Annotated in this window: 27 protein-coding genes and 1 pseudogene; 21 read left to right on the top strand and 7 right to left on the bottom strand. The window is 66.3% G+C overall.

Going from position 1 to position 24,839, the window contains the following annotated elements:
* Nucleotides 1-2: 2 nt before the first annotated feature.
* The 8 genes from pcaG (at nucleotide 3) to ACZ9CK_RS17830 (ending at nucleotide 6,792) form a co-directional block, all read left to right on the top strand.
* Complete coding sequence (pcaG, locus tag ACZ9CK_RS17865; RefSeq protein WP_476050660.1) at nucleotides 3-587, top strand: protocatechuate 3,4-dioxygenase subunit alpha; 585 nt, start codon at nucleotides 3-5, stop codon at nucleotides 585-587.
* Nucleotides 584-1,990 (top strand): lyase family protein, encoded by a 1,407-nt coding sequence (locus ACZ9CK_RS17860; protein ID WP_476050659.1) that lies wholly within the window; start codon nucleotides 584-586, stop codon nucleotides 1,988-1,990. The genes pcaG and ACZ9CK_RS17860 overlap by 4 nt, the downstream gene beginning before the upstream one ends.
* Nucleotides 1,983-2,786, top strand: coding sequence for an alpha/beta fold hydrolase (locus tag ACZ9CK_RS17855; RefSeq protein WP_476050658.1), 804 nt, complete (start codon nucleotides 1,983-1,985; stop codon nucleotides 2,784-2,786). Before ACZ9CK_RS17860 ends, ACZ9CK_RS17855 begins: the two co-directional genes overlap by 8 nt.
* Nucleotides 2,783-3,217, top strand: coding sequence for a 4-carboxymuconolactone decarboxylase (gene pcaC, locus ACZ9CK_RS17850; RefSeq protein ID WP_426300907.1), 435 nt, complete (start codon nucleotides 2,783-2,785; stop codon nucleotides 3,215-3,217). The genes ACZ9CK_RS17855 and pcaC overlap by 4 nt, the downstream gene beginning before the upstream one ends.
* Nucleotides 3,218-3,299: 82 nt before the next feature.
* A complete protein-coding gene (locus ACZ9CK_RS17845; protein ID WP_476050657.1) occupies nucleotides 3,300-4,529 on the top strand; it encodes a thiolase family protein in 1,230 nt (409 codons plus the stop codon).
* A gap of 14 nt (nucleotides 4,530-4,543) precedes the next feature.
* Nucleotides 4,544-5,224 carry a 3-oxoacid CoA-transferase subunit A gene (locus tag ACZ9CK_RS17840; RefSeq protein WP_426300903.1) on the top strand — a complete coding sequence of 227 codons (681 nt, stop codon included), beginning with the start codon at nucleotides 4,544-4,546 and terminating at the stop codon, nucleotides 5,222-5,224.
* Nucleotide 5,225: 1 nt separating this feature from the next.
* Nucleotides 5,226-5,900 carry a 3-oxoacid CoA-transferase subunit B gene (locus tag ACZ9CK_RS17835; RefSeq protein WP_426300901.1) on the top strand — a complete coding sequence of 225 codons (675 nt, stop codon included), beginning with the start codon at nucleotides 5,226-5,228 and terminating at the stop codon, nucleotides 5,898-5,900.
* Between the two features lie 91 nt (nucleotides 5,901-5,991).
* Nucleotides 5,992-6,792, top strand: coding sequence for an IclR family transcriptional regulator domain-containing protein (locus tag ACZ9CK_RS17830; protein WP_476050656.1), 801 nt, complete (start codon nucleotides 5,992-5,994; stop codon nucleotides 6,790-6,792).
* A 12-nt stretch (nucleotides 6,793-6,804) separates the two neighbouring features.
* Here ACZ9CK_RS17830 and ACZ9CK_RS17825 read toward each other — a convergent pair whose 3' ends face one another.
* Complete coding sequence (locus ACZ9CK_RS17825) at nucleotides 6,805-7,149, bottom strand: iron chaperone (protein ID WP_476050655.1); 345 nt, start codon at nucleotides 7,147-7,149, stop codon at nucleotides 6,805-6,807.
* A 119-nt stretch (nucleotides 7,150-7,268) separates the two neighbouring features.
* Complete coding sequence (locus ACZ9CK_RS17820; protein ID WP_426300895.1) at nucleotides 7,269-7,880, bottom strand: NADPH-dependent FMN reductase; 612 nt, start codon at nucleotides 7,878-7,880, stop codon at nucleotides 7,269-7,271.
* Between the two features lie 336 nt (nucleotides 7,881-8,216).
* Between ACZ9CK_RS17820 and ACZ9CK_RS17815 the strand changes: the two genes are divergently transcribed.
* The 3 genes and pseudogenes from ACZ9CK_RS17815 (at nucleotide 8,217) to ACZ9CK_RS17805 (ending at nucleotide 11,125) form a co-directional block, all read left to right on the top strand.
* Nucleotides 8,217-9,392, top strand: a complete 1,176-nt coding sequence (locus ACZ9CK_RS17815) for a Re/Si-specific NAD(P)(+) transhydrogenase subunit alpha (protein WP_426300893.1) — start codon at nucleotides 8,217-8,219, stop codon at nucleotides 9,390-9,392.
* Nucleotides 9,392-9,754 carry an NAD(P) transhydrogenase subunit alpha part 2 gene (locus ACZ9CK_RS17810; protein ID WP_476050654.1) on the top strand — a complete coding sequence of 121 codons (363 nt, stop codon included), beginning with the start codon at nucleotides 9,392-9,394 and terminating at the stop codon, nucleotides 9,752-9,754. Before ACZ9CK_RS17815 ends, ACZ9CK_RS17810 begins: the two co-directional genes overlap by 1 nt.
* Nucleotides 9,751-11,125, top strand: a pseudogene (locus ACZ9CK_RS17805) (NAD(P)(+) transhydrogenase (Re/Si-specific) subunit beta). Before ACZ9CK_RS17810 ends, ACZ9CK_RS17805 begins: the two are co-directional and overlap by 4 nt.
* Before the next feature lie 57 nt (nucleotides 11,126-11,182).
* On the opposite strand, the gene ACZ9CK_RS17800 reads toward ACZ9CK_RS17805, so the two are convergent.
* Nucleotides 11,183-12,574, bottom strand: coding sequence for an MFS transporter (locus ACZ9CK_RS17800; RefSeq protein WP_476050928.1), 1,392 nt, complete (start codon nucleotides 12,572-12,574; stop codon nucleotides 11,183-11,185).
* A gap of 224 nt (nucleotides 12,575-12,798) precedes the next feature.
* Here ACZ9CK_RS17800 and ACZ9CK_RS17795 point away from each other — a divergent pair, with 224 nt between their 5' ends.
* The 8 genes from ACZ9CK_RS17795 to ACZ9CK_RS17760 all read left to right on the top strand — a co-directional run bounded on the left by ACZ9CK_RS17795 (nucleotide 12,799) and on the right by ACZ9CK_RS17760 (nucleotide 18,393).
* A complete protein-coding gene (locus ACZ9CK_RS17795; protein WP_476050653.1) occupies nucleotides 12,799-13,695 on the top strand; it encodes a helix-turn-helix transcriptional regulator in 897 nt (298 codons plus the stop codon).
* Between the two features lie 142 nt (nucleotides 13,696-13,837).
* The gene (locus ACZ9CK_RS17790) at nucleotides 13,838-14,185 is read left to right on the top strand and encodes a hypothetical protein (protein ID WP_476050652.1); all 348 of its coding nucleotides are present in this window, start codon (nucleotides 13,838-13,840) and stop codon (nucleotides 14,183-14,185) included.
* A gap of 30 nt (nucleotides 14,186-14,215) precedes the next feature.
* A complete protein-coding gene (locus ACZ9CK_RS17785; RefSeq protein WP_426300883.1) occupies nucleotides 14,216-14,917 on the top strand; it encodes an alanyl-tRNA editing protein in 702 nt (233 codons plus the stop codon).
* A gap of 24 nt (nucleotides 14,918-14,941) precedes the next feature.
* A complete protein-coding gene (locus tag ACZ9CK_RS17780; protein ID WP_426300880.1) occupies nucleotides 14,942-15,388 on the top strand; it encodes a hypothetical protein in 447 nt (148 codons plus the stop codon).
* Nucleotide 15,389: 1 nt separating this feature from the next.
* Nucleotides 15,390-16,274 carry a diacylglycerol/lipid kinase family protein gene (locus tag ACZ9CK_RS17775; RefSeq protein ID WP_476050651.1) on the top strand — a complete coding sequence of 295 codons (885 nt, stop codon included), beginning with the start codon at nucleotides 15,390-15,392 and terminating at the stop codon, nucleotides 16,272-16,274.
* Between the two features lie 135 nt (nucleotides 16,275-16,409).
* Nucleotides 16,410-16,844: a hypothetical protein gene (locus tag ACZ9CK_RS17770; protein ID WP_476050650.1), complete on the top strand. Its 435-nt coding sequence runs from the start codon at nucleotides 16,410-16,412 to the stop codon at nucleotides 16,842-16,844.
* A gap of 8 nt (nucleotides 16,845-16,852) precedes the next feature.
* Nucleotides 16,853-17,593: a cyclase family protein gene (locus tag ACZ9CK_RS17765; RefSeq protein ID WP_426300874.1), complete on the top strand. Its 741-nt coding sequence runs from the start codon at nucleotides 16,853-16,855 to the stop codon at nucleotides 17,591-17,593.
* Between the two features lie 41 nt (nucleotides 17,594-17,634).
* Nucleotides 17,635-18,393 (top strand): IclR family transcriptional regulator, encoded by a 759-nt coding sequence (locus ACZ9CK_RS17760; protein ID WP_426300872.1) that lies wholly within the window; start codon nucleotides 17,635-17,637, stop codon nucleotides 18,391-18,393.
* Between the two features lie 10 nt (nucleotides 18,394-18,403).
* On the opposite strand, the gene ACZ9CK_RS17755 is transcribed toward ACZ9CK_RS17760, so the two are convergent.
* Both ACZ9CK_RS17755 and ACZ9CK_RS17750 read right to left on the bottom strand, forming a co-directional pair.
* Nucleotides 18,404-19,162 carry an IclR family transcriptional regulator gene (locus tag ACZ9CK_RS17755; protein ID WP_476050649.1) on the bottom strand — a complete coding sequence of 253 codons (759 nt, stop codon included), beginning with the start codon at nucleotides 19,160-19,162 and terminating at the stop codon, nucleotides 18,404-18,406.
* A 120-nt stretch (nucleotides 19,163-19,282) separates the two neighbouring features.
* Nucleotides 19,283-20,716 (bottom strand): amino acid permease, encoded by a 1,434-nt coding sequence (locus ACZ9CK_RS17750; protein ID WP_426300868.1) that lies wholly within the window; start codon nucleotides 20,714-20,716, stop codon nucleotides 19,283-19,285.
* Nucleotides 20,717-20,973: 257 nt separating this feature from the next.
* On the opposite strand from ACZ9CK_RS17750, the gene ACZ9CK_RS17745 reads away from it, so the two are divergent.
* A complete protein-coding gene (locus ACZ9CK_RS17745) occupies nucleotides 20,974-22,026 on the top strand; it encodes a homoserine dehydrogenase (protein ID WP_476050648.1) in 1,053 nt (350 codons plus the stop codon).
* Nucleotides 22,019-23,416 carry an aldehyde dehydrogenase family protein gene (locus ACZ9CK_RS17740; RefSeq protein ID WP_476050647.1) on the top strand — a complete coding sequence of 466 codons (1,398 nt, stop codon included), beginning with the start codon at nucleotides 22,019-22,021 and terminating at the stop codon, nucleotides 23,414-23,416. Before ACZ9CK_RS17745 ends, ACZ9CK_RS17740 begins: the two co-directional genes overlap by 8 nt.
* Here ACZ9CK_RS17740 and ACZ9CK_RS17735 read toward each other — a convergent pair.
* Both ACZ9CK_RS17735 and ACZ9CK_RS17730 read right to left on the bottom strand, forming a co-directional pair.
* Complete coding sequence (locus ACZ9CK_RS17735; RefSeq protein WP_476050646.1) at nucleotides 23,397-23,861, bottom strand: Lrp/AsnC family transcriptional regulator; 465 nt, start codon at nucleotides 23,859-23,861, stop codon at nucleotides 23,397-23,399. The genes ACZ9CK_RS17740 and ACZ9CK_RS17735 overlap by 20 nt on opposite strands.
* A gap of 244 nt (nucleotides 23,862-24,105) precedes the next feature.
* The gene (locus ACZ9CK_RS17730) at nucleotides 24,106-24,834 is read right to left on the bottom strand and encodes a maleate cis-trans isomerase family protein (RefSeq protein WP_426300860.1); all 729 of its coding nucleotides are present in this window, start codon (nucleotides 24,832-24,834) and stop codon (nucleotides 24,106-24,108) included.
* Between the last annotated feature and the right edge of the window lie 5 nt (nucleotides 24,835-24,839).

Raw genomic sequence — 24,839 nt, 5'->3', positions numbered from 1 at the left:
AAATGAGCAAACTGACACCGACACCGGGCCAGACCGTTGGCCCCTTCTACGGCTACGCCCTGCCCTTCAACAAGGACAACGAGCTCCTGGCCCCCGGAACGCCCGGCAGCATCCGCCTTCAGGGCACCGTGTACGACGGCGCCGGCCACACCATCCCTGACGCCATCCTGGAGATCTGGCAGCCGGATGCCGAGGGCAACGTCGTCCAGCGCACCGGATCCCTGGTCCGCGACGGCTACACCTTCACCGGCTGGGGCCGTGGCGCCGTCGGGAACACCGGCGTTTTCACCTTCACCACGGTCAACCCCGGACCCACCTCGGAAGGTGCCGCGCCGTTCATCTCCGTGGCCGTCTTCGCGCGCGGCCTCATGAACCGGCTCTTCACCCGCATCTACCTGCCGGAGAACGAGGAAGCGCTCGCCAGCGATCCGCTGCTGTCCTCCCTTCCGGAAGAACGCCGCAAGACGCTCATCGCGCGCCGCGACCCCGACGGCGGCCTCACCTGGGACCTGCGCCTGCGGGGCCCGGACGAGACCGTGTTCCTTGACTTCCAGGGCACCGCCACCGGGACGGGCGCGTACCGATGAGCGGCTTCGGCCTGCTGAGCCCCGTGACGGCCTCACCCACGGTGGCTGCGCTGACGGGCGAGCGGGCGGTGCTCGCGGCGATCCTCGACGTCGAGGCCGCCTGGGCTGCCGTCCTCGAAGAGGCGGGCCTGGCACCGGAGGGCGCGGCCGCCGTCGTCGAGCAGGCAGCTGACCCGGCGCTCTATGACCCGGAGGCCATAACCGAACGCTCCCAGGGCGGCGGCAACCCGGTGATCCCGCTGCTGGGTGACCTCCGGGCGCGGGTCCGTTCGGCGGACCCGGCAGCGCTGGCTGCCGTGCATAGCTCGCTGACCAGCCAGGACGTGCTGGACTCCGCCCTCATGCTGCTTGCTTCCCGCGTCCGCGCCGCCGTGCTCAGCGAAGTCAGGGGCACGACGACGGCGCTCGCCGCCCTCGCGGAACAGCATGCGGACACGCTGTGCGTCGGCAGGAGCCTGACGCAGCACGCGCTGCCGTACACCTTCGGGCTGAAGGCCGCGCAGTGGTTCCAGGGCGTGGCCGCCGCGGCCCGCCGCCTGGACTTGCTGGAGCTGCCGCTGCAGTTCGGCGGCGCCGGCGGGACCCTGGCCTCGGCCACCGTGCTGACCGCGGGAACGGCTTCCGGCCCCTTCGAGCTGGCCGATGTCCTCGCCGCGAAGCTTAGCCTCGCCGCCGCCCCGGCGCCGTGGCACACGAACCGCCTCCCGGTAACCGGACTGGGGGACGCGCTGGCAGCCCTCACGGACGCCTTCGGGAAAATCGCCGCGGACGTGGTCTTCCTCAGCCGCCCCGAGGTGGCCGAGCTCGGGGAGCCGCTGGCCGCCGGCCGGGGGGTCTCCTCGGCCATGCCGCAGAAGCAGAACCCTGTGCTGTCGGTGCTGGTCCGCAGCGCGGCGCTGCAGGCCCCGGCCGCCGCCGGGCAACTGCACCTGGCCGCCGCCACCTTCAACGACGAACGCCCGGACGGTGCTTGGCACAGCGAATGGCCGGCCTTGCACAGCCTGCTCGCCCTGACGCTCGGCGCCGCCGTGCAACTGCGCGAACTCGCCGAAGGCCTGCGGGTCTTCCCCGACGCCATGCGCCGCAACCTGGAACTCTCCGGACCGCTGCTGCTCAGCGAGGCCGTGGCCGCCGCCGTCGGGCCCCTGCTGGGTGCCGGCGGGAAGCAGGAACTGCAGGCCGTCGTCGACGCCGTGCTGCAGGTCCCTGCCACCGAACAGGCCGCCACCTACGCGAAGCTGCTGCGCGTCGCCGTCCCGGCGGAGCTGCTCCCGGATGCTCGGCTGGCCGAGCTGCTGGACCACGCCAACTACCTGGGCGAGGCGGCGGAAATCAGCCGCCGCATCCTCGCCGCCTACCCGGACTACGCCGCAACAACCATGAAGGGAGCCACCCATGCCTAAGCCAGGCATCAAGGCCGTGCTGCTTTCCCCGCAGCGACCCCTCGGCGAGAAGCCACTCCTCGTGGTGGGCCCCTCGCTCGGTACCTCCACCATCCTGTGGAACGGGACCGCCGAACTGCTGGGCGGCGAGTACGACGTGATCGGCTGGGACCTCCCGGGCCACGGCGTCTCTCCCGCAGCCACGGAGACCTTCAGCGTGGCCGAACTTGCCGACGCCGTCGTGGAGCTGGTGGATTCGGTGGCACCGGGTTCGCGGTTCCACTACGCCGGGGTCTCCCTCGGCGGCGCCACCGGCCTCCAGCTGGGCATCAAGCACGGCGAACGGCTCCTCAGCCTCTCCGTGCAGTGCTCCGGTGCGAAGCTCGGCACCCCGGAGGGTTGGCTGGAACGGGCCGACACCGTCCGGAACCAAGGCACGCCCGTGATGATCCAGGGCTCGGCGCAGCGCTGGTTCGGCGCCGGCTTCATGGACCGCGAACCCGGTGTCAGCAGCCGGCTCCTGCACGTGCTGCGCGACACCGACCGCTTCAGCTACGCCTTCTGCTGCGAGGCGCTCGCGGACTTCGACGTCCGCGCCGAACTCGGCACGATCACCGTCCCCACCCAGGTGATTGCCGGTGTTGAAGACACGGTGGCACCGCCGTCGACCGCTGCGGAAGTGGCGGACGGAATTACCGCCGGCGGCGGCACCGCCGTTGTTGAAACGCTCGACGGCGTCGCGCACCTCGCGCCCGCCGAGGCACCGGCCGCCGTCGCGGATTTGATGCGCGGCTTCATGAAGGAGGCTTCGGCATGAGTTCTAATCGACACGGTGCCGTCCAGCCGGACGCCACCTCCCGGGAAATCTACGACGCCGGCATGCTGGTGCGGCGCGAGGTGCTCGGCGACGCGCACGTAGACCGCGCCAACGCGGCGAAGGACGAGTTCACCGACGACTTCCAGGACATGATCACGCGGATCGCCTGGGGCGGGATCTGGACCCGGCCCGGCCTCTCCCGGCAGATGCGCTCCGCCGTCACCATCACCGCGATGGTGGCGCACGGGCACTGGGAAGAACTGGCCATGCACATCCGCGCCGCCCTCCGGAACGGCCTGGACCGGGATGAAATCAAGGAAATCCTGCTCCAGACCGCCATCTACTGCGGGGTTCCCTCCGCCAACACCGCCTTCAAGACAGCCCAGAACGTCTTCGCGGACCTCGACTCCGCCCCCACCCCACCCAACTAGCTCGCACTTAATGTCGTTTTGAGCCCTCAAAACGACAACAAATGCGAGTCAGTTGGGCAAGAACCCCAGATAAGGAAACTCCATGAACCAGGCCTACGTGTACGACGCCGTGCGCACGCCCTTCGGCAAGTTCGGCTCCGGGCTCGCCGGTGTCCGCCCTGACGACCTCGCCGCCCACGTGGTCCGCGAGTCCGTGAAGCGCGCCCCGGCCCTCGACGTCGAACGCATCGACGAGGTGGTATTCGGCAACGCCAACGGCGCGGGCGAGGAGAACCGCAACGTGGCCCGCATGGCCACCCTGCTGGCCGGGCTCCCGGTCTCCATCCCCGGCACCACGGTGAACCGGCTCTGCGGCTCCTCCCTCGACGCCGCGATCATCGCCTCCCGCCAGATCAACGCCGGCGACGCCGAACTCATGCTTGTGGGCGGCGCCGAATCGATGTCCCGCGCCCCTTGGGTGCTGCCCAAGACCGCCAAGCCCTACCCGGCCGGGGACATGACCCTGGCCTCCACCACCCTGGGCTGGCGCCTGGTCAACCCTTTGATGAACCCCGACTGGACCATCTCCCTCGGTGAGGCCACCGAACGCCTCCGCGAAAAGTACGGCATCACCCGCGAACGCCAGGACGAATTCGCCGCGGCCTCGCACAACCTCGCCGCGGCGGCCTGGGACGAGGGCTTCTACGACAACCTCGTGATGCCGGTGCCGGGCACCGAACTGGTCCGCGACGAGGGCATCCGTGCCGGTTCGACGGCGGAGAAGCTCGCCGGCCTGAAGACCGTCTTCCGTGCGGAGACTTCCGGGCCCGACGGCGGCGCTGCTTCCGGCGGCACTGTCACCGCCGGGAACGCCTCACCGCTGTCCGACGGCGCCTCCGCGGCGTGGATCGGATCCGAGGCTGCCTCCGGATTGCTCGGCCTGGAGCCCTTGGCCCGCATCGCCGGGCGCGGGGCGCACGGCAACGATCCCCAGTTCTTCGGCTTCGCCCCGGTTGAAGCGGCGAACAAGGCCCTCGCGAAGGCGGGCATCGGCTGGGACCAGGTGGGCGCCGTCGAACTCAACGAGGCGTTCGCCGCGCAGTCGCTGGCCTGCATCGATGCGTGGGGGATCGACCCCGCGATCGTGAACAGGCACGGCGGCGCGATCGCCATGGGCCACCCGCTGGGCGCCTCCGGCACCCGCATCCTCGGCACCCTGGCCCGCTCGCTCCAGGCAAGCGGTGAGCGGTGGGGTGTCGCGGCGATCTGCATCGGCGTAGGGCAGGGCCTGGCCGTTGTGCTCGAAAACGTCACTACTGGTGTTTCGGAATAAGGAGCATAAGGGACATGCTGACCTTTGTTGATTCTGTGGGCGAGGCCGTGGCCGGGATCAAGGACGGATCCACCGTCATGATCGGCGGCTTCGGCAACGCCGGGCAGCCCTTCGAACTCATCGACGCGCTGCTGGATTCCGGCGCCACGGACCTCACCGTGGTGAACAATAACGCCGGGCAGGGGGACCAAGGCCTGGCGCTGCTCATCAAGGAAGGCCGGGTGCGGAAAATGATCTGCTCCTTCCCGCGGCAGTCCGATTCCTGGCACTTCGACGCCAAGTACAAGGCCGGGGAGATCGAGCTCGAACTGGTTCCGCAGGGCAACCTGGCCGAGCGCATCCGTGCGGCCGGGGCCGGCATCGGCGGTTTCTTCACGCCCACCGGCTACGGCACCATGCTCGCCGAAGGCAAGGAAACCCGCTTCCTGGACGGCAAATGGCAGGTCTTCGAAACCCCTATCCACGCCGACGTCGCCCTCATCAAGGCACTGAAGGCGGACGGCAAGGGCAACCTCGTGTACCGCAAGACCGCGCGGAACTTCGGCCCCATCATGGCGGCCGCGGCGAAGCACAGCATCGTCCAGGTTTCGGAGATCGTGCCCATCGGCGCCCTGGACCCGGAGAACATCGTGACCCCCGGGATTTACGTCAACAGCGTCGTCCGGGTTGCTTCTGCAACAGAAAAGGTGGCCTGAGATGAGCACCCTCGAAACCTCCCTTCAAACGTCCGCCGAGCCGCTGGGCCGCAACGAACTCGCCGCCCTCGTGGCGCGGGACATTGTTCCCGGCTCCTTCGTGAACCTGGGTATCGGGCAGCCCACGCTGGTGTCCAACTACCTCACCGAGGAGCAGAACATCACGCTCCACACCGAGAACGGCATGCTCGGCATGGGCCCGGAAGCCGTGGGGGATCAGATCGACGGCGACCTCATCAACGCCGGCAAGATCCCCGTCACCGAACTTCCCGGGGCGTCCTACTTCCACCATGCCGATTCCTTCGCGATCATGCGCGGCGGGCACCTGGACATCTGCGTGCTGGGCGCCTTCCAGGTCTCGGCGGGCGGCGACCTGGCGAACTGGCACACCGGCGCGCCGGACGCGATTCCCGCCGTCGGGGGTGCGATGGACCTGGCCACGGGTGCCAAGGACGTGTTCGTGATGATGACGCTGCTGACCCGCGACGGGGTGTCCAAGCTCGTTGAGCAGTGCACGTACCCGTTGACCGGGGTGGGCTGCGTGACCCGCGTCTACACGGACAAGGCCGTGTTCCTCACCGGGCCCGACGGCGTCACCGTGCGTGAGACCTTCGGCTGCACCTTCGAGGAACTCCAGGCCCTCGTCCCGCTGCCGCTGAAGCCCGCCGTTTCTTGAGCGCGAACGTACAGTTGGCGCCCCGGATCCTGCGATTTAAGGGCCCCAACTGTACGTTCGCGGCAACGGGACGCCAATAGGATAGGTAACCATGAGCGAAGCACCCGCGGCCCCTCAGGCCAGTGACCAGTACGTGCAGTCCCTGGCGCGCGGCCTGGCCGTGATCCGCGCCTTCGACGCCGCCAACCCGCTCATGACCCTCAGCGAAGTTGCCGCCCGCACCGGGCTCACCCGTGCCACGGCCCGCCGCTTCCTGCACACCCTGGTGGAGCTGGGCTACGTACGCACCGACGGCAAGACCTTCGCGCTCACCGCCCTCGTGCTGCAGCTCGGCTACTCGTACCTGTCGGCACTGACTTTGCCGCAGCTGGCCCAGCCCCACCTCGAGGAGCTGTCCCACAAACTGGGGGAGTCGACGTCGGCCGCGGTACTGGACGGTGCCGACATCTTCTACGTCGCCCGGGTGGCCACCCGCCGGATCATGACGGTGGGGATCACGGTGGGCACCCGCTTCCCGGCGTACGCGACGTCGATGGGCCGGGTCCTGCTGGCCGGCCTGCCGGAGGCGAAACTGCGGGAGTACCTCAGCACCGTCGAGCTCAAGGCCCTCACCCCGCGGACGGTCAGCACGCGGGACGACCTTGTTGCCGCGCTGGAGACGGTCCGGGAGCAGGGCTGGTGCCTGCTGGACCAGGAACTGGAACTGGGGCTCATGTCCATCGCCGCCCCCGTCCGCAACGCCGCCGGCAAGGTGGTGGCCGCCGTCAACGTCTCGCTGCAGGCGCAGACTGTCGCTGCTCAGGCCGACCCGGACGCCTACCTCGACTCCGTCCGCCAGGAAATCCTGCGCACGGCCGAGCTGATCTCGGCGGATATCTCGGCGAAGCGCTGACGGGCTCGCCGGCTACTTTTCGAGCTCCGCGAGCCGCAGTTCGAGGATGTGGCGGACCAGTTCGTCAGGCACGGGATTGTCCGCGCTGAACCTCAGCGTCCCGGGTGACCAGGAAAAGCCGTCCAGCTCGTCCTCCAAGCGCCCCAGGATTTGGCCGCTGAACGGGTAGAGCGCCAGATGTTTCTTGGTTTCGAGGACGCTGAGGAATCCCTTGCCGTCCAGGAGCAGTGCGGGCATTCCATAGCTGGTGCCCTCCTCGACGCCGGGCGCCAGTTCGCGTGCGATCGCAACGACGCGTTCCAGCACGTCCCTGTTGGGTGCACTGATCGTGTGGAGATAGTCCGTGACGGTTCCCATACGGGCCATGATGCGCCTCCCGGCTCCCCCCGTCCACGCGCGAACGTACAGTTGGGGCCTCGAAATCGGCGATTCCAGGGCCCCAACTGTACGTTCGCGCTTCCAGAGAGCGGGAAAAGCTACCGCGTCAGCTTGGCCGAATCCGGGTGCTCGTCGCCAATGTGACCGGGCGCGTTCGCCGCGAGCACACGCTGGACGAAGGCGCTGTATTCCTCCATGTAGTGGCGGAGCAGTTCGGCGGTGTTGGGGTCGGAGACCGTGCCGTCCTCTGCGAAGGCGTCCCTGTTGAACTTGATGTAGGCCTCCGGCGCGTTCAGCTGCGGGGCGTCCAGGAAGCTGAGCACGCTGCGCATGGAGGACTGCATGACGGCGGTGCCGATGCTTCCGGGGGAGGTGCCGATGATACCCGTGGGTTTGCGGGCGAAGGAGTTGGTGCCCCAGGGCCGGGAGCCCCAGTCGATGGCGTTCTTGAGCGCGCCGGGAATGGAGCGGTTGTATTCGGGGGAGATGAACAGGATGCCGTCCGAGGCGGCCACAGCGTCCTTGAGGGCGCGGCCGGCGGGCGGGTAGTCGGCGTCGTAGTCCGGGCTGTAGAGCGGCAGGTCCTTGATGGGGATTTCGGTGAATTCGAGTTCTTCCGGGGCCAGCTTGATGAGCGCCTTGGAGAGGATCCGGTTGATGGAATTGCTGGACAGGCTGCCTACGAGGTAGCCGATCTTGTACGGTGCCATGTCTGCGTCCTTTCCGACGGCGCGGCCGGAACCGGCTCGTCGACGGTCGTGGTGGGGCTGGAGGCCCCCAGCCCCTAGCAAGCCTAACCGCCGAGGGTCGCTAACGGGGGCGCCGCCGGAAGGGAACGGTCCCGGCGCGGCGCGAACGTACAGTTGGGGCCCTGAAATCCGCGAAAACGGGGCCGCAAGTGTACGTTCGCGCTTCCCTAAGGGGGCATTCACGCATACCCGGCACCCAGCCCCTCCCGTCTGCGCCCGCCGGGGGTTAGGCTCATGCCAACGACTGCACGGGCTTGTGTTTACCGCGGACCAACGGAGGTTCCGGGAAGGAGCGCGATGAAGCTGGGCATTGCACGCGAACGCCGGGAGGGCGAGCGGAGGGTGGCGGCCACGCCGGATACCGTCAAGCAACTGGCGGGCCTCGGCCTTGAGGTCCTCGTTGAAAGCGGTGCCGGCCTCGAGTCCGGCCACCCGGACGAGGCATACCAGGACGCCGGCGCCTGGATCGTCAAGGATCTGGACCCCGGAACCCTCGACCTCTTCCTCCACGTCCGCCCGCTCGAGCCGGACGCAGCCCGGTCCTTCAGGCAGGGTGCGGTGACCGTGGGGCTGGCCTCGCCGTCGTCGGAACTTCCCACGGTGCAGGCGCTCGCCGAAACGGGCGTCACCTCCTTCGCGCTGGAACTGGTGCCGCGCATTTCCCGGGCCCAGTCCATGGATGCGCTCACCTCGCAGGCGCTCGTGGCGGGGTACCGCTGCGTGCTGGAGGCGGCCACGCGGCTGCCGCGCTTCTTCCCGCTCTACATGACTGCAGCCGGCACCATCCCGCCGGCCCGGGTGCTGGTCCTGGGTGCCGGCGTCGCGGGCCTGCAGGCCATCGGTACAGCCAAGCGGCTGGGCGCCCGCGTCTCCGCCAACGACATCCGTCCCGCCTCCGCGGACGAGGTCGCCTCGATGGGCGGCACCTTCATCAAGCTCGACGTCGAAACGGCCGAGGCGTCCGGCGGCTACGCCCGCGAACTCACCGCCGACCGCGGGGCCCTGCAGCGCGAACTGCTCGCCCCGCATGTGGCTGCGGCCGATGTGCTGATCACGACGGCGGCCGTCCCCGGTCGCCGCGCCCCGCTGCTGGTCACCCGCGCGATGGTCCAGGCCATGCGGCCGGGCTCGGTGGTGGTGGATCTTGCCGCGGAATCCGGCGGCAACGTGGAGGGCGTGGTGGCCGGGGAGGACACGGTGATCCCGACGGAGGACGGCCGCGGCACCGTCACCCTGGTGGGCATGAAGGACGCGGCCTCCGCGCTGCCCGCCGACGCCTCCCGGCTGTACGCGAAGAACGTGGCCAACCTGGTGGAGTTGCTTGTCAAGGAGGGCGCCTTTGCGCCGGACTGGGAGGACGAGGTGGTGGCCGGCAGCTGCCTGACGCACGACGGCGCTGTGCGGCACACGCCCACGGCCGAGGCTTTGGCGGCACTCACCACGGCCGACTCCGGGAAGGAAGGGGCGAACTGATGGACGGCATCAGCCTGCTGACGATCACCGTGCTGGCGGTCTTCGTGGGCTTCGAGGTGGTTTCCAAGGTCTCCAGCACCCTGCACACCCCGCTGATGTCCGGGGCCAACGCGATCCACGGCATCATCCTGGTGGGCGCCATCATCGTGGCCGGGCAGGCGCACGAGCCGCTGGTGCTCGCGGTGGCGCTGCTCGCCGTCGTGCTGGCCACCGCCAACCTTGTGGGCGGCTTCGTGGTGACCGACCGCATGCTCGAGATGTTCCGCGGCCGGAAACCCGGCGGCCGGAAACCCGGCGGCGGAAAACCGGCGTCCGGGAGACCGGAGCCCGGCGTGGACAAACAGAAGGAGGAGGCGCGATGACCCTCCTCAGCCCGGTCTGGACCGCCCTGCTCTACCTGGCCGCGGCGGTGTGCTTCATCCTCGCGCTCAAGGGCCTGAACTCACCGCGCACCGCCCGGCAGGGCAACCTGGTGGGGGCCTTCGGTGCGGTGATCGCCGTCGTCGCGGTCTTCCTGTCGGTGCACCTGGACAACATCCCCTGGATCGTGGGCTCGATCGCCGTGGGTTCGGCAGTGGCGGCCCCCGTGGCGCGACGGGTGAAGATGACCCAGATGCCGCAGCTCGTGGCGCTGTTCAACGGCGTGGGCGGCGGGGCCGCGGCCTTGGTGGCCCTGCTGGAACTGGCGCACAGCGAGGACGGCTGGATGCGGGTGGCCGTGGTGTTCACGCTGCTGGTCGGGGCTGTGTCCTTCGCGGGTTCGGCGATCACCTTCGCCAAACTGCAGGAACTGATGACAACCCGGCCCGTGGTGTTCCCGGGGCTGCCCGTCGTCATGGCGCTGGTGCTGCTCGCGGCGGTGGGGACCGGCGTCGGCGTCGTGCTCAGCGGCTCCCAGGCGCTCGCCGTCGGGCTGTTGCTGCTGGGCCTGGCGGCCGGGGTACTGCTGGTCCTGCCGGTGGGCGGGGCGGACGTGCCGATCGTCATTTCGCTGCTGAACGCCTTTACCGGCCTGGCCGTAGCGGCCTCCGGGCTGGTGCTCGGCAACGTGCTGCTGGTGGTGGCCGGCACCCTGGTGGGCGCCTCCGGCACCATCCTCACCCGTGCCATGGCGGCAGCGATGGGCCGCAGCGTGGCGGGCATCCTGTTCGGCGCCTTCCGGGGAGGCTCGACGGCGGGATCCACCGCCGTGAGCGAACGCCCCGTCCGCTCGTCCAGCGCCGAGGACGTGGCCGTGCTCCTGGGCTATGCGCAGCTGGGTGATCATCGTCCCCGGCTACGGGCTGGCCGTGGCGCAGGGCCAGCACACCGCGGCCGAACTGGCGCTCGCCTTGGAGGAGCGCGGGGTGGACGTCGATTTCGCCATCCATCCCGTGGCCGGACGCATGCCCGGGCACATGAACGTGCTGCTGGCCGAGGCCAACGTGCCCTACGAATCACTCAAGGAAATGGCCGAGATCAACTCCGAGTTCAAGACCGCGGACGTGGCCCTGGTGGTGGGCGCCAACGACGTCGTGAACCCGGCAGCGAAGACCACCGCCGGCTCGCCGATCTACGGCATGCCCATCCTGGAGGTCGCCCAGGCCCGGCAGGTGGTGTTCCTCAAGCGCTCCATGCGGCCAGGATTCGCGGGGATCGAGAACGACCTCATGTACGAACCGCAGACCACCCTGCTGTTCGGGGATGCCAAGGATTCCCTGACCAAGGTCCTGGGGGCCGTCAAGGGCTTGTGAGGATGGTCTTCGATTTCGCCGGCAAGGGTGCTCATTAGGAAGCCCAACGGGGCATGCTCAGATGGTGGGCGCAGGCTTTCTGGTGCGCAGGAACATTGCCACGGCCAACGCCGAGGCCAGGCACAGCGCGGCGTTTACGGTTATGGCCGTGCTGACACTGCTGAGTACTGCTGCGCTTGAGTTGGAATCGAAAGTGAGCAGCTGGGCGGTGAAGATGGCGCTCATGATCGGGATACCCATGGTGATTCCGATCTGCTGGCTCATCGTGGCCAGACCGGTGGCCAAGCCTTGTTCCGTGTCAGACAGTCCGGAGGTGGCAGTAACCATGAAACCGACGATGACGACAAGGTTCGCAACGCCTCCGACGAACGTGGCGATGAGGAGCAATGCGATGGAGGCAGGGTCGCCGCTGAGCAATACCAGGGATCCCGCGGCGATGGCCTGGATGATGAAGCCGTACACGATGGCTTTTTTGCTGCCGAGCTTGCCGATTACCTTCGGCCCGAGGATGCCACCCAGGACCGTGCCCAGCCCCAGGACCGCGAAAGACAGGCCCGCGGCGAGCGGTGTGTACCCGAGGACCTGCTGCAGGTAGAGGGTGAGGAGGAACACCAGGGATGTTTCGGTGACGAATGCCAGGATTCCGGCGATGTTGCCCCACGCGATCGAGGATCGCTTCAAGATGCCAAGCGGCACCAGCGGCGACGTGGCCCGGTTTTCGACTGCGGTGAAGACGGCAAAGAGAACGATGGCTGCTGCCAGCGATCCGAGGGTGAACGGGTCGGTCCAGGAGTGCTCGGCCGCGTTCGTCAGGCTAAAGACCAGGGCCAGGAGTCCGAGGGTCACCGTGATAGCGCCAGGAACATCCAAGCGTGCTTTCGTTGCCGGCTTGCTTTCAGCGAGCACAACGGGCGCGATTAGCAACACTGCGATAGCTACCGGGACGTTGATGAAGAACGCCCAGCGCCAGCTCAGAAGGTCCGTCAGCAGACCGCCGAGGATTGCTCCCGTGGTGAAGCCTGCAGCCATGAGGGAACCATTCAGGCCGAGAGCCTTATCCCGCAGGGGTCCTTCGGGAAACGCATCCAGAAGCAGGGCCAGTGCTGCCGGGACCACGATTGCGGTCGCGACGCCTTGGCCGACCCGAGCTACTAGCAGCAGCGCAGGGTCTGCTGCCAGGCCACCGGCCAGGGAGGAAATTCCGCGTAGCGCCATGCCGAGAAGGAAGAGTCTGCGACGACCGGCGAGATCGGCAATCCGGCCGAAGAGAAGCGTGAGGCCGGCCGCGCACAGGGCAAATGCCGTGGCGATCCATTGAAGGTTTTCCAAGGTGAAACCGACGTCGGCGCCGATTGTGGGCAGCGCGACGTTAAGGATGGAGAAGTCGACGGCAAGGGTAAAGCTTGCGGCGAGCAAGACGATCAGCGCAAGCCTTTTGCGCCCGTTCATCTTTCCGCGAGCGGCGGTTTTGTCCGCATGGGGTGTGACGCCTGGGGTGGCGGCTACATCCGGTTGGGTGGTCATGTGGATGATCCTTGTCTGTGGGTGTGGCCGCAGAGGCGGCCCTCTCAGTACCTCAGCGTTGTGGAATCGGGCAGGATCAACCACACCCCCCCTTGCCTAGCACTGCCAGTGACAGGACAGAACCCGGGGGGCACGGGAGAATAAGCCGAATGAGCAAGCAGAATGAACTTGGGGAGTTCTTACGCGTCCGACGGGCTGCCCTGCAACCGGAAGATGTTGGCCTTCTGAATTACGGCATTCGCCGCGTTCCTGGCCTCCGCAGAGAAGAGCTGGCCATGCTGGCGGGGGTAAGCAATACCTACTACACGCGGCTTGAACAGGGTCTGAGCAGTAATGCGTCTGAAGCAGTAATCGACGCTATCGCCCGGGCCCTGAATTTGAACACCGACGAGCGGGCTCATTTGTTCAACTTGGCCAAGCCTGGCAAAGCGAAGCGCAGGACCTTGTCCAAGCCGGACAAGGTCCGGGCCGGCACTCTGCGTTTGATTAAATCCATGTCGGGAACCCCGGCGGTTGTCCTGGGCCGCAGAAGCGAAGTTCTGGCCTGGAATCAGATCGGGCACCGTCTTGTTGCCGGGCACCTGGATTTTGCATCACCCGAGACACCCTCGACGCGTCCGAACATGACCAAGTTGCTGTTCCTTGACCAGCACACCCGTGAGCTCTATACGCGCTGGCGTGAGGAAGCCACACGTGCAGTGGCGTCTCTGCGCTTGGTCGCCGGCCGGACCGCTGATGACCAAGAGCTCGCTTCCCTGGTGGGCGAGCTGAGCATGAAAAGCGCGGAGTTCGCAGGGCTGTGGGCAAAGCATCCGGTCGAGAATTGCATGTCAGGGCTGAAGTACATGCATCATCCTGAGGTTGGGGATCTGGCGCTGAACTTCGAGGTGCTGACGCCGCCTGACGAGTCGGGCCACAGGATTCTGATGTATACGGCTGATTCGGGGACGCCAGCAGCTGAAGCCTTGCATCTGCTGGCATCCCAAGCGGCCCTTGAGGTTGATCTGTCTTCTGATGAGCGCTCGAGGAAAAATCTTTCCGTCTGATGAAGGATCCGGCCACGACGAGGAACGCGGCACCGCCAAATGGGCATCAATTGACGCTTCCCTCGATATTGATGGGCTTCCGGGGCCGTCCTAGGCTTGTCTGTGCCAGTTACTGAATGCCAAGACCAAGCGGGGTTGTGCTGTGGCTGTGAAACTCAACAAGAAAGCCTTTGATCACGCAAAGCAGTTGATCCGTGACGGGAAAACCGTCAAAGACGTCCGCGACGACTGGAGCGAGCATGCCCCGTCGGCCGAGGATGAGAACGAGTTCCTGGAAAAGCACGGATACGGCGAATATTCCGAGTGGTATCTCGGTGCGGACGACGAGCATCCGGATGACCAAAAAGGGCATTACAAGTTTCCCTACGGCGACTTCAAAAAGATCCACCGCTGCGCCGTGATCTCCGCCGAAAGCCGGGCAGCCCAGTACGACCACGACGATATCCGTGAGGCGCTGGGGCAACTGCTGGAACGCATCGACGCGGACTGAGGCGCCTGCGCCACCCCATAAGCTTGGAGAATGACCGCCACCGCAGCACCGCGCATCCAGCAGGAACAGGCCTACTACGGCGACACTTACCTTTTCGAAACGGCCGCCACGGTGGTGGCCGCCGGAACTGACGAAAATGGTGCGTGGGCCGCCGTGAGCCCCAATATCTTCCACCCCAAGGGCGGCGGCCAGCCCTCGGACGAAGGCACGCTGAACGGTGCACCGGTGGTTCCGTCGCGCAACGACGACGGCCTGGTTGTCCTGTCCGGCGGCCGCGGGCTTGCCTCGCTGGAGCCGGGCACCGCCGTCGACTGCGCCATCGATGCGGAACTCCGCAAGCGCCACGCCGCGCTGCACACCGCCGGCCACGTGCTGGGGCACCTGGGCGAGGCACGGGGCTGGACCAGCACCGGCCACAGCCACTACCCCGGCCAGGCGCGCCTGGACTTCTCGCCCGAGGGACTGGAGGCGGAACTCGCGACGCCGGAACTCCGCGAGCAGGTCCGTGCCGAACTGCAGGAAGCCCTCGACGCCGTGCTGGCCGGTGGTGGGGCGGTCAGCGCCGCCACCGACCGGGCAGGGCACCGCGTGGTCACCATCGAAGGCGTCAACAGCGAACCCTGCGGCGGCACGCACGTGGCCCGGCTCGAGGAACTGGCCGGAGTCCGCGTGCTGGAACTGAAGATCAAGCGCGGCGCCCTCAAGGTCCGCTACGAAGCCGAGCACATCTAAGTTCGCGGGGGTAGGGTCGGAAGCATGAGCGCACCGGACAATGCATCCGACAAGAAGGCACACGACTGGCAGCCCCTCTGGGCACGGCTCAACGATGGCGAGGAAACGCCGCCGGCCGGCATCCTCATGACCGCTCCGCCGGGCGAGGTCAACGGCGCGCCGCCGCTGGCGTCCGAATTCGGCGTGCTCGAGGCGCCCCTGGAGGACTACGACGTCGTGGAGCTGGTCCGCTTCGACCGCCCCGTGGCGCGTGGCCGGGTGGCGTTCGGCGAAGGTTTCGCGGTTCTGGGACCGGTGCGAGCCGTGGAAGGCGACGAGCTTGCGCCCGATCACGAAGCCGTGGTGCTGGCCCGGCTGGCGGAGGAAGCCTTCGTCGAGGGCGCGGACATTGTCTATGCTCCCGTGGACGCAGGAGCCGCGGCCCGCTACGAAGCGCTGGGCTGGGCCCGGGCCGGCGAGCTGGCCCCGTAGCATGCGGGCCGCCGTCGTCATCAACCCCTCCAAGTCTGCCGGGCGGGACATCCGCGGCATCGTCGCCCGGCTCGGCAGCAGGCATGGCTGGGAGGAGGTGCTGTGGCTCGAAACCACGGCGGAAGACCCAGGCGCCGGGCAGGCACGGGAGGCACTTGCGGCGGGGGTCGACGTCGTCATCGCCGCCGGCGGCGACGGAACCGTCCGCTGCGTGGCCGAAGTACTTGCCGGCACGGGCACTGCGATGGGGCTGGTCCCGTTGGGCACGGGCAACCTGCTGGCGCGGAACCTCGGCCTAAACGTCGCGGACGTCGAGGGGGCGGCGGAGGCTGCTCTGCTGGGGCAGGAGCGGAAGATCGACGTGGTCCGTTCCTCCCGTGACGGCGGCCCCGAACAGGTATTCCTAGTGATGGCCGGGCTGGGTTTCGACGCCAGCGTCATGGCAAGCACCGACTCGCAGCTCAAGGACAAGGTGGGCTGGCTTGCCTACGTGGACGCCGCCATCCGGAACCTGCAGGGAAGGCCGATCAAGGCGAAGATCAGCGTGGCCGGCGAGCCGGTGGTGAGCCGCCGGGTCCGCAGCGTGATGGTGGGCAACTGCGGCAGGATCCAGGGCGGCGTGGAAATCTTCCCCGGCGCCGCGGTGGACGACGGCATCCTCGACCTGATGGTGGTGGCGCCGGGAAAGCTGGGCTGGTTCGGGGTGATTGCGGGCGTGATCGGCAAGGGCCGCAGCAAGGACACTTCCGTGGAGTACTTCCGGGGTACGTCCGTGGAGGTCGGCCTGGACGAACCCGACGATTTCCAGCTCGACGGCGACCATGAAGGCAAGGCATCGACGTTTACGGCCCGGGTGGACCCCGGGGCGCTGCTGGTGCGGGTGTAGTGCCGGATACGCGCGAACCGGCAACGGATCCTGAAATGGTCATTATTAGCACTTAGTTATGCTTGTAATGCCCATTTGGCTGTGCGAGTATGACATGCAACACGCACACAGAAGGAGAGTTCCTTGAGTATCCAAATGAGGGCAGCCCGTAAACTCCGGGTCCATTGGCCGATCAGCGCAGAAACCTTCAACCGGGCTGCGGCGGGAGACCTGGGCGCCCTGTCAGGGGACCAGGGAGTTGCTTCGCTCCTGCAGGCCGTTGAGCAGTTCCAGGATCTGGGTGACTTCGGAAATTACAAGCACGTTTTTGAGTCCACTGTTGGTTTCGAGGGCTTTACCTGCGCACAGGGAGCCACGCCAACACTTGGAAAGGTCGGGGAGCGGACCATCTCACCCACTTTTGTTTTCACCACCTACTTCGACGCCCAGCTCTCCGACGATGCTGTTGAAGGGTTCATGGACCAGTTGGCGGAAATCCACCCATGGGAACTGCCGGTCATCGAGTTGACGGGGCCAGTGACCATCGCTGCCCACCGCCGGGCCGGCGAGCTTGAAGGGGAGGCCGCGTAGTGGAAACGATGGCCACCGGATTGTGGGAATCACTGAAGGCAAGCCTTGACGGGCGGGCATTCACGGACCTGACGCACGCCTTCCACCCAGGCCAGCCACACTTCCCGGCGTTCCCGGATGAAACACGCGAGGCCGTGTTCGACCTTGAGCGCGGGGACGGCTTCACAGCGCACCGGTACTCCATCATCGGGCAATGGGGAACGCACGTGGATCCCCCATCGCACTTCATCCGGGGCGGCAGGACATTGGACCATATCCCCGTGCGGGAAATGATCCTTCCCCTGGTGGTCCTGGACATCACGGACGCGGTGCTCGCGAATCCGGACGCCACCCCCACGATGGAGGACGTCAGGCTCTGGGAGGAACGCAACGGTGCCATCCCCGAGGGGGCCTTCGTGGCCCTGCGCACGGGATGGAGCAGCCGCTGGCCGGACCCTGAAGCGATGGCCAACCGGGATCCGGAGGGCATCAGCCATACTCCGGGGTGGTCCAGTGAGGTGCTTTCCTTCCTTATCGAGGAGCGCGCTGTTGCCGCAGTGGGCCACGAACAGACGGACACCGATCCGGGCCAGGCAACGTCCCGGCAGGACTTCAGCCTGGAAACCTACGTGTTGGCCCAGGACCGTTGGCAGATCGAACTGCTGGCCAATCTTGGTGGGCTTCCTGAAGCAGGTGCGGTAATCGTTGCCTCATGGGCCAAGCCCTTGGGAGGCAGCGGGTTCCCGGCGAGGGTATTTGCCATTTCCTGAGGTGGCCCCTGCGCCGGTTTGGGTCGTCTAAGATCGAGTCCATGTCAAAGACCTCCAGCATGGGCCGTGGAATCATGGCCGTGCTGGCGGCGGCGTCCAGACAGGCGCAGGGCCTTCCCGGCGGGACAGTCGCGGAGATTGCCGCCGATCTGGGCAAGGACCGCAGCCAGGTTTCACGCAGCCTGCGCACAGCCGAGCAGGAAGGATTCCTGCAGCGCACCCCGTACCGCACTTTCGCTCCCGATTGGTCCGTGATGACCGATGCCATGGTGCTCACCCGGCGTCGGCTTACCACTGACGGTGCGGCCGCCCTCGACGCGCTGTCCAGGGATACCGATGAAGGCTGCTACCTCGGTGTGCTGAGCGGTGACAGCACCGTGACCATCGCCGAAAGCGTTCCCGACAGCACCAAACTCGTCGGTTCCTGGATCGGCCGCCCCTACCCGGCGTACTGCAGTGACGCGGGGCAAGCCTTGTTGTGGGAAGCGTCCGACGACGAGGTGCGCACGATGTTTTCCCAGGTGGACTTCGTCCGTCACGGGCCGAACACGCCCGTTGACGTGGATGATTTCCTTGAGCGTCTTGCAGCCGCCCGCTCCCGCGGCTACTCGGTGGTGGACGAAGCGGCGGAGCCCGGCTTGTACTCACTGGCGGTCCCGGTCCGGGATTTCAAGGGAGACGTTGTTGCGGCCCTCCAGATAGTGGGGCCGAAATCACGCCTTGAGCCTAAACAGCAGGAGTGCGCTGCCGCCTTGGTGGAGAAAGGAAACTGGCTGCAGTCCCGCTTGGGACACGCCTAGCGGGCTCCGTTCAGAGCACGCCGCTCAGGCGCGCGGCGCCATCCAAGAGCGCCGCCGCGACGCGGCCCGGCTTGTCCCGCAATTGCTGGCGCTGCCCGAGGACGCTCAACGCTGCTGTGATGCGGCCATTTTCATCCCGCACTGGAACGGCGAGCTCATGGATACCGTGCTCGAATTCCTCGGCAGCAGCCACATAGCCCTGCAGCCGGTCCCTGGCCATCAGCTCCCAGACTTCCGGCACTGAGTGGGCTGCTTGCGGACCTCCCACGCCGATGAAGCTGACATCCTGCAGGAGCGCTTCGAGTCCCTTCCGGTTGTGGTCCCATAACAGTGCCCTGCCGGCCCCGGTGCACCATACCGGGGTGATCATTCCGGGATAGGCGAAACTTCCGGCCGCCATGTCATTGCTGGACGCGCGCACCAGGAGCACCCGGAAACCAACGCGGACTGAAAGGCGGGCCCGAAGGCCCAAGGATGAGACCAGCTTTTCCAGTTCGGTGCGGGCCTCGCGGTACCAGCCGTTATTGAGGGAAGCCGCGAGCCCAAAGAACTGTGGGCCTGCCCTGAACGGTCCGCGCTCTGCGCGCTCCAGCAACCCGATGTCGCACAGTTCCTGTGTCAGCCGGGAAACCCGGCTCTGGTCCAGCTGCAGTTCGGCGGCAAGCTGCGAAACACCCAAAAGCTGCCTGCCGGACTTTTCGCGTTCCGTCACGAGCCGTACGATTCTGAGTCCCTGCGCCATGGTTGACGCCTCCGGGGAAGTCTCCATTTGCTGCTGCTCCTCCCGCCCTGGCAACCAGCCTATCCTCACACAGTTGCCGGGGCCGGGAGTTATGCACGACGGCGGCCGGCAACAAATGCTGCCGGCCGCCGCTTTGGTGGGGGCGGCTCAGGCCGCCGGCGCCGTCTTTGCGCGGTACTTGAAGTGGAAAAATCCGTAGCAGGCTGCGACAAAGGGAACGCCGAAGTACAGGGCGGCCACCTGGTTGGGGTCCAAGGCGATGCCCACCAGCGAGGCTAGGCACAGGGAGAAGGCGAGGATGGGTACCAAGGGGAAGAGGGGAGCCTTGTAGGAAAGCCCGGCCACGTTCCCGCCGTTCCGCACGAACGCCCGCCTGTGGAAGAAGTGCGAAGCGGTAATGGACATCCAGACCCCGACCACGGCAAATCCGGCCACCGAGACGAGCACCAGGTACACCGTTTCCGGTGCGGCGACGCTGCTGATCAGGGAGGCCAGTCCGCCTAGCATGCTGACGGACAGGGCGATCAGGGGAATTCCCCGCCGCGTCAGTTTCTTGAAGGCTTGCGGTGCGTGCCCTTCGTCCGCCAGGGAGTACAGCATTCGGGCGCAGGAGAAGAGGCCGCTGTTGCCCGCGGAAAGCAGGGCCGTGATGATGACGAAATTCATGATGTCCGCGGCAAACGGGACCCCGATGGATGAAAAGACTGTGACGAACGGGCTTTCATCAAGCCCAACCTCGGTGAAAGGAATGGTTGCGGCAATGACCGCGATGGCTCCCACAAAGAAGACCAGGAGCCGGATGACCGTACTCCGCATGGCCTTCGGGATGCTGTAGGCCGGATCCTTGGTTTCCCCGGCGGCAACACCGATCAACTCGGAGCCGGAGAACGCGTAGAAGACTGCGAGGGCCGTTACCAGGACACCGGTGAAACCGTTGGGGAACAGCCCGCCTTCAGTGGCGAAGTTTTCGAACAGGAGCGGGTGGTCGCCGCCCTGACTCAGCGGGTGGAATCCCAGCAGCGCCGCACCGCCAAGGACAATGAGGCCGATGATGGCGGCGACCTTCACGATGGCAAACCAAAACTCGGACTCCCCGAAAAACTTCGAGGAGACGGCGTTCAGGCCAAAGAGCAAGGCGGCGAAAACCAGGCACCACACCCACACCTCCACATCCGGGAACCACCGTTGCATCAGCAATCCGGACGCCGTGAACTCCGAGCCAATGGCCACCGCCCAGCACAGCCAGTAAAGCCACGCTGTAGTGAAGCCGGTGGCCGGGCCGATTGACCGTGACGCGTAGATATGGAAGGCGCCGGATACCGGGTAGGCGATGGCAAGTTCGCCCAGGCAGGCCATCACGAGGTACACCACGAATGCTCCCACCAGGTACGCGATGACCGCGCCCAGCGGTCCGGCCTGCGAGATCGTATAGCCCGAGCTGAGGAACAATCCGGACCCAATGACTCCGCCCATGGCGATCATGATCAGGTGCCTGGGCCCCATGGAGCGGCGCAGGCCGGACTCTGCTGCGGGTGGTCCGTCCTGCCGGACGGCTGGCTTGAGTGGAGTTAAAGGTTGCAAGGGTGCCTCCAGTGTCGGGGTTGGTGCCGGGGTGTGAATAGCGCGCCAATCGTGACGAAAGTAACACGGCGTATGCCTGTTAGTCATCAAAAACATGTGAACTTGCTTATATTGCACATCGCTCGCGGATGGTCACTATGTCTTTTTGCCTGCAGCTTGGTCATTCAGACCAGGCATTCGGGCTGTCGGACATGGTCCAACGGACAGCCGCCGGCCCCACGATGGGAGCACAGACCATCTCGACACGAAGGAAAACCATGACCACGTATGACATCGCGTTGATCGGGTTCGGAGGCGTCAACCGAACCCTCGCCCAGCTGATCCACGACCGTGGAGACTCCCTGAAGAGCGAACTGGGCTTTGGCTTGCGGGTCGTCGCGATCACGGACCTGCGGCTCGGTTCCCTGGTCAAGGACGGCGGCATCGACCTTTCGATGGCCCTGCGGCTGGGAGGCGGCAGCGATACCTTCGCCGACCATGGCGGATCAGTCACGCCGGACAACGAACATGTCATCCGCACCTGCAGCGCGGACATTGTCTGTGAGGCTACGTTCACCAACCCGGAAGACGGGGAACCAGCCGTCTCCCACGTACGTTGGGCGTTGGAATCGGGCAAGAGCGTCTGCACAACGAACAAGGGGCCGGTGGCACTGCGTGGCCCGGAACTTACCGCACTGGCCGAACGCAACGGCGTCCGTTTCGAATTCGAAGGCGCGGTGATGAGTGGCACGCCTGTCATCCGCCTGGCGCGGAAGATGTTCGCCGGCCTCAGGCTGGCCGGGTTCGAGGGCATCCTCAATGGAACCAGCAACTACGTGCTGGGTCGGATGGAAACCGGGATGGAGTTGGGCAAGGCCATTGCGGAGGCCCAGGAGTTGGGTTACGCGGAAGCGAACCCGGCGGCCGATATCGAAGGCTTCGATGTTCAGCTCAAGGTCCTGATCCTCGCGAATGAGCTCCTTGGCGCAGGCATCTCCCTCGGCGACGTCACGCGGCGGGGAATCTCGGAACTGTCCGCGAAGGAAGTCAAGAATGCGGCGCTTGCAGGCAGGCGCTGGAAATTGGTGGGCTCGGCCAAGCGGAACCCTGACGGTACCGTGAGCGCAGGTGTCGAACCCGTTGCCTTGCCGCTTGGCCACGGACTGGCTGGCGTCTCCGGCGCTACCAACGCCGTCTCGTTCACCACGGACCTGCTGGGCCCTGTGACGGTCTCCGGCCCCGGGGCCGGAAGGGTGGAAACCGCCTACGCCTTGCTTTCGGATATCATCGCCATCCACGCTGCCAAGGCAGGAGTGGCCGCACATGCTTGAAACACTGCAAGCCGCCTGCGAAGTCACCAGTCCCTTTGATGGCCGCCTGCTCGGCGTTGTTCCGGTTATTGCTCCCTCCGAAGTTGGCGGGATTCTTGCTGCAGCCCGGGAAGGCGCGGCCGAGGCCCGCAGGCTGTCCCGCCACGACCGTGGCCGGATTTTGGAATCCGCGGCCGCGGCACTTGAGGAGCGGCGTGAGGAATTCGCGCGGACCATCACAGCAGAGGCCGGAAAGACGATCCGCCAGGCCCGCAAGGAAGTGCTTCGAGCGGTCAACACCCTGCGTCTTTCCGCTGCCGAGGCCCGGAGGAATGCAGGTGAAGTCATCCCCTTTGACTCGTTTGAAGGCTCCGGGGACCGCCAGGGATGGTTCTCCCGCGAACCGCTGGGCATTATCGCGGCCATTACGCCCTTCAACGACCCCCTGAACCTGGTGGCACATAAGCTGGGCCCGGCCATTGCCGGCGGCAACGCCGTCATTCTCAAACCGTCCGCGCTGACGCCTTTGTCCGCCCAGCTGCTGGCGGGCGCCCTTGAAGACGCCGGACTGCCGCGGGGCGTGCTCACGGTGGTGCATGGAGGCCGGGAGCTCGCAGAGGAAATCATCCGGAGCCGGGACGTCCGGATGGTGTCTTTCACCGGTGGATTCTCCACCGGTGAAAGCATCGCCCGCTCGGCCGGGCTCAAGCGACTGTCCATGGACCTGGGTGGCAATGCTCCGGTGCTGGTCCTGGACGATGCAAATCTTGAGGCCGCCGTGGACGCCTGCGTGTCCGGTGCTTTCTGGGCGGCGGGCCAGAACTGCGTTGGAGTCCAGCGCATCCTGGTGGCGCGGCCGCTCTATCCCGAATTCCGCCGTCGCTTCCTCCAGCGGACTTCGCTCCTGGTTGCCGGCGACCCCATGGAGGAAGGCACCGATATTGGCCCCATGATCACCTCGCGCGCCTTGGCGGAGGTCAAGGAAAAGCTGGATGAGGCGATCGCTGCCGGGGCCCATTGCCTGACGGGCAATCTCCGCCAAGGCAACGTGCTCCACCCCACCGTCCTGGAAAACGTACCTACCGGTTCCAGGCTGTGGCAGGAGGAGGTCTTTGGCCCGGTGGTGATGCTGCAGGCATTCGATGCGGTGGAGGAAGCCTTCGCGATGGCCAACGGGATTGGGTTCAGCCTCCATGCCGGGATCTTCACCGAATCCCTGAATGCAGCCCTCGATGCGGCGGACAAGCTCGACGCCGGCGGTGTGATGATCAATGATTCCTCCGACTACCGCTTTGACGGCATGCCGTTCGGCGGGTCGAAATACGGGAGCATGGGAAGGGAAGGCGTCCGGTTCGCCTACGAGGAGATGACCCAGCCCAAGGTCATCTGCATCAAGCGCGGTGAGGGGTGACCGCGCCGCGGCTTACATAGCTGGAGAGCGACATCGCTGTCACGGTGTCCTTGACGCCGGGAAGGGCCGCGATCCTTTCCCAGATCTCCTGGATCCGTTCCAGCGAGCGGGACTCCAAGCGGACAATCAGGTCAAAATCACCGCTGACGACGTCGCAAAGAACAACCTCCGGAATGGCTTGGAGTGCGGCGACTACATCAGAGCCGCGTACCCGGTCCTTACGGTAGATCATCAGATATGCGGTAACAGGCGCTTGTCCGGGCGAACCGGAAACCACGGTGTAGCCCTGGATCTGGCCGTGCCGCTCCATCCGGTCGATCCTTTGCCTCACGGCGTTGCGGGAGAGGAGGACTTTGGCGGCCAGTTCGGCGTGGCTGATTCGGGCGTTCCTGGTGAGCTCTTCCAGTATCCGCTGGTCAATCTGGTCAAGGCTTGCCCGGTCCATGTGTATCCTTCAGCGTTGAATCATTGCCGCCCGGCTATGGCGATGCGGGGAGCCCGGAATGAGAACCCAAAGTCCGATGATAGTTGTAGGCCGGGCAAGGCTGGCAAAGAAGCAGCCCGCCCCTCAACCCCACACGGGGCAAGAGGGGCGGGCCGCCGTCGTTCTTCCCGGATGCCGCGCCCCGCACTCTGCATAGTGCGGGGCGCGGCAGGTTCAGGCCGGGTGCCGGCAGGCTGACACGGAGTCAGTCGGCCAGCAACCGGCCCCACCTTGGGGCGAGCAAGGGGGCGCCGGCAAGCTTCAGGGAGTGCCACAGGGTCACGGCCACGGAGTCCAGCACGGGTACATCCGTGCGGGACTCCACCTCCGCCGTGATGTTGGCACCGTACAGGTTGGTGCAGAGGTAGATCAGGGCATCCGGCTTCAATGCGGCCAGCTCCAGGGAACCCGGCAGCATCTCCTCGTCGGTGACCCGGGCGAAGGATTCGTTGTCGCTCAAGTCCAGGTGCCGGTGGTCCACGGTCTTAATACCATGCTTGGCGTAGGACGCAACCACGGCCTCGTTCACGTCGGCCGTGTACGGGGTGAGCATACCGATCCGTTCGGTGCCGAACGCGGAGAACGCGGCCAGGTATGCCAGCGTGGAGGTGGTAGCGGGGATGCCGGTGGCGTCGGTGATTTCCTGGACGAGTTCCTCGTCGTGGGCGGCACCCAGCCAGGACCCCGAGGTGCCGTTCCAGGCGATGACGTCCACGTCCGCAGTGGCGAGCAGCTCCGCGGCCGCGCGCATCCCGGGGGCGTCGAACTGCTTGTCCGAGGAGTCGTCCAAGGCTATCCGGGTGACGTTGATCCGGGTGAAATGCAGGGTGACGTCCGTGCGCTCGCCGAGGATCCGGTAGCTTTGCGGCTCCAGGCAGGTGTTGGAGGACGGCACGATCATGCCGATGCGGACGGGGCGGTTTTCGGAAGGCAAGGGGA

Source organism: Arthrobacter sp. TE26545, assembly GCF_056279005.1.
The sequence above is the reverse complement of the archived record's forward strand: the minus strand, read 5'-3'. Positions and strand labels throughout refer to the sequence as shown.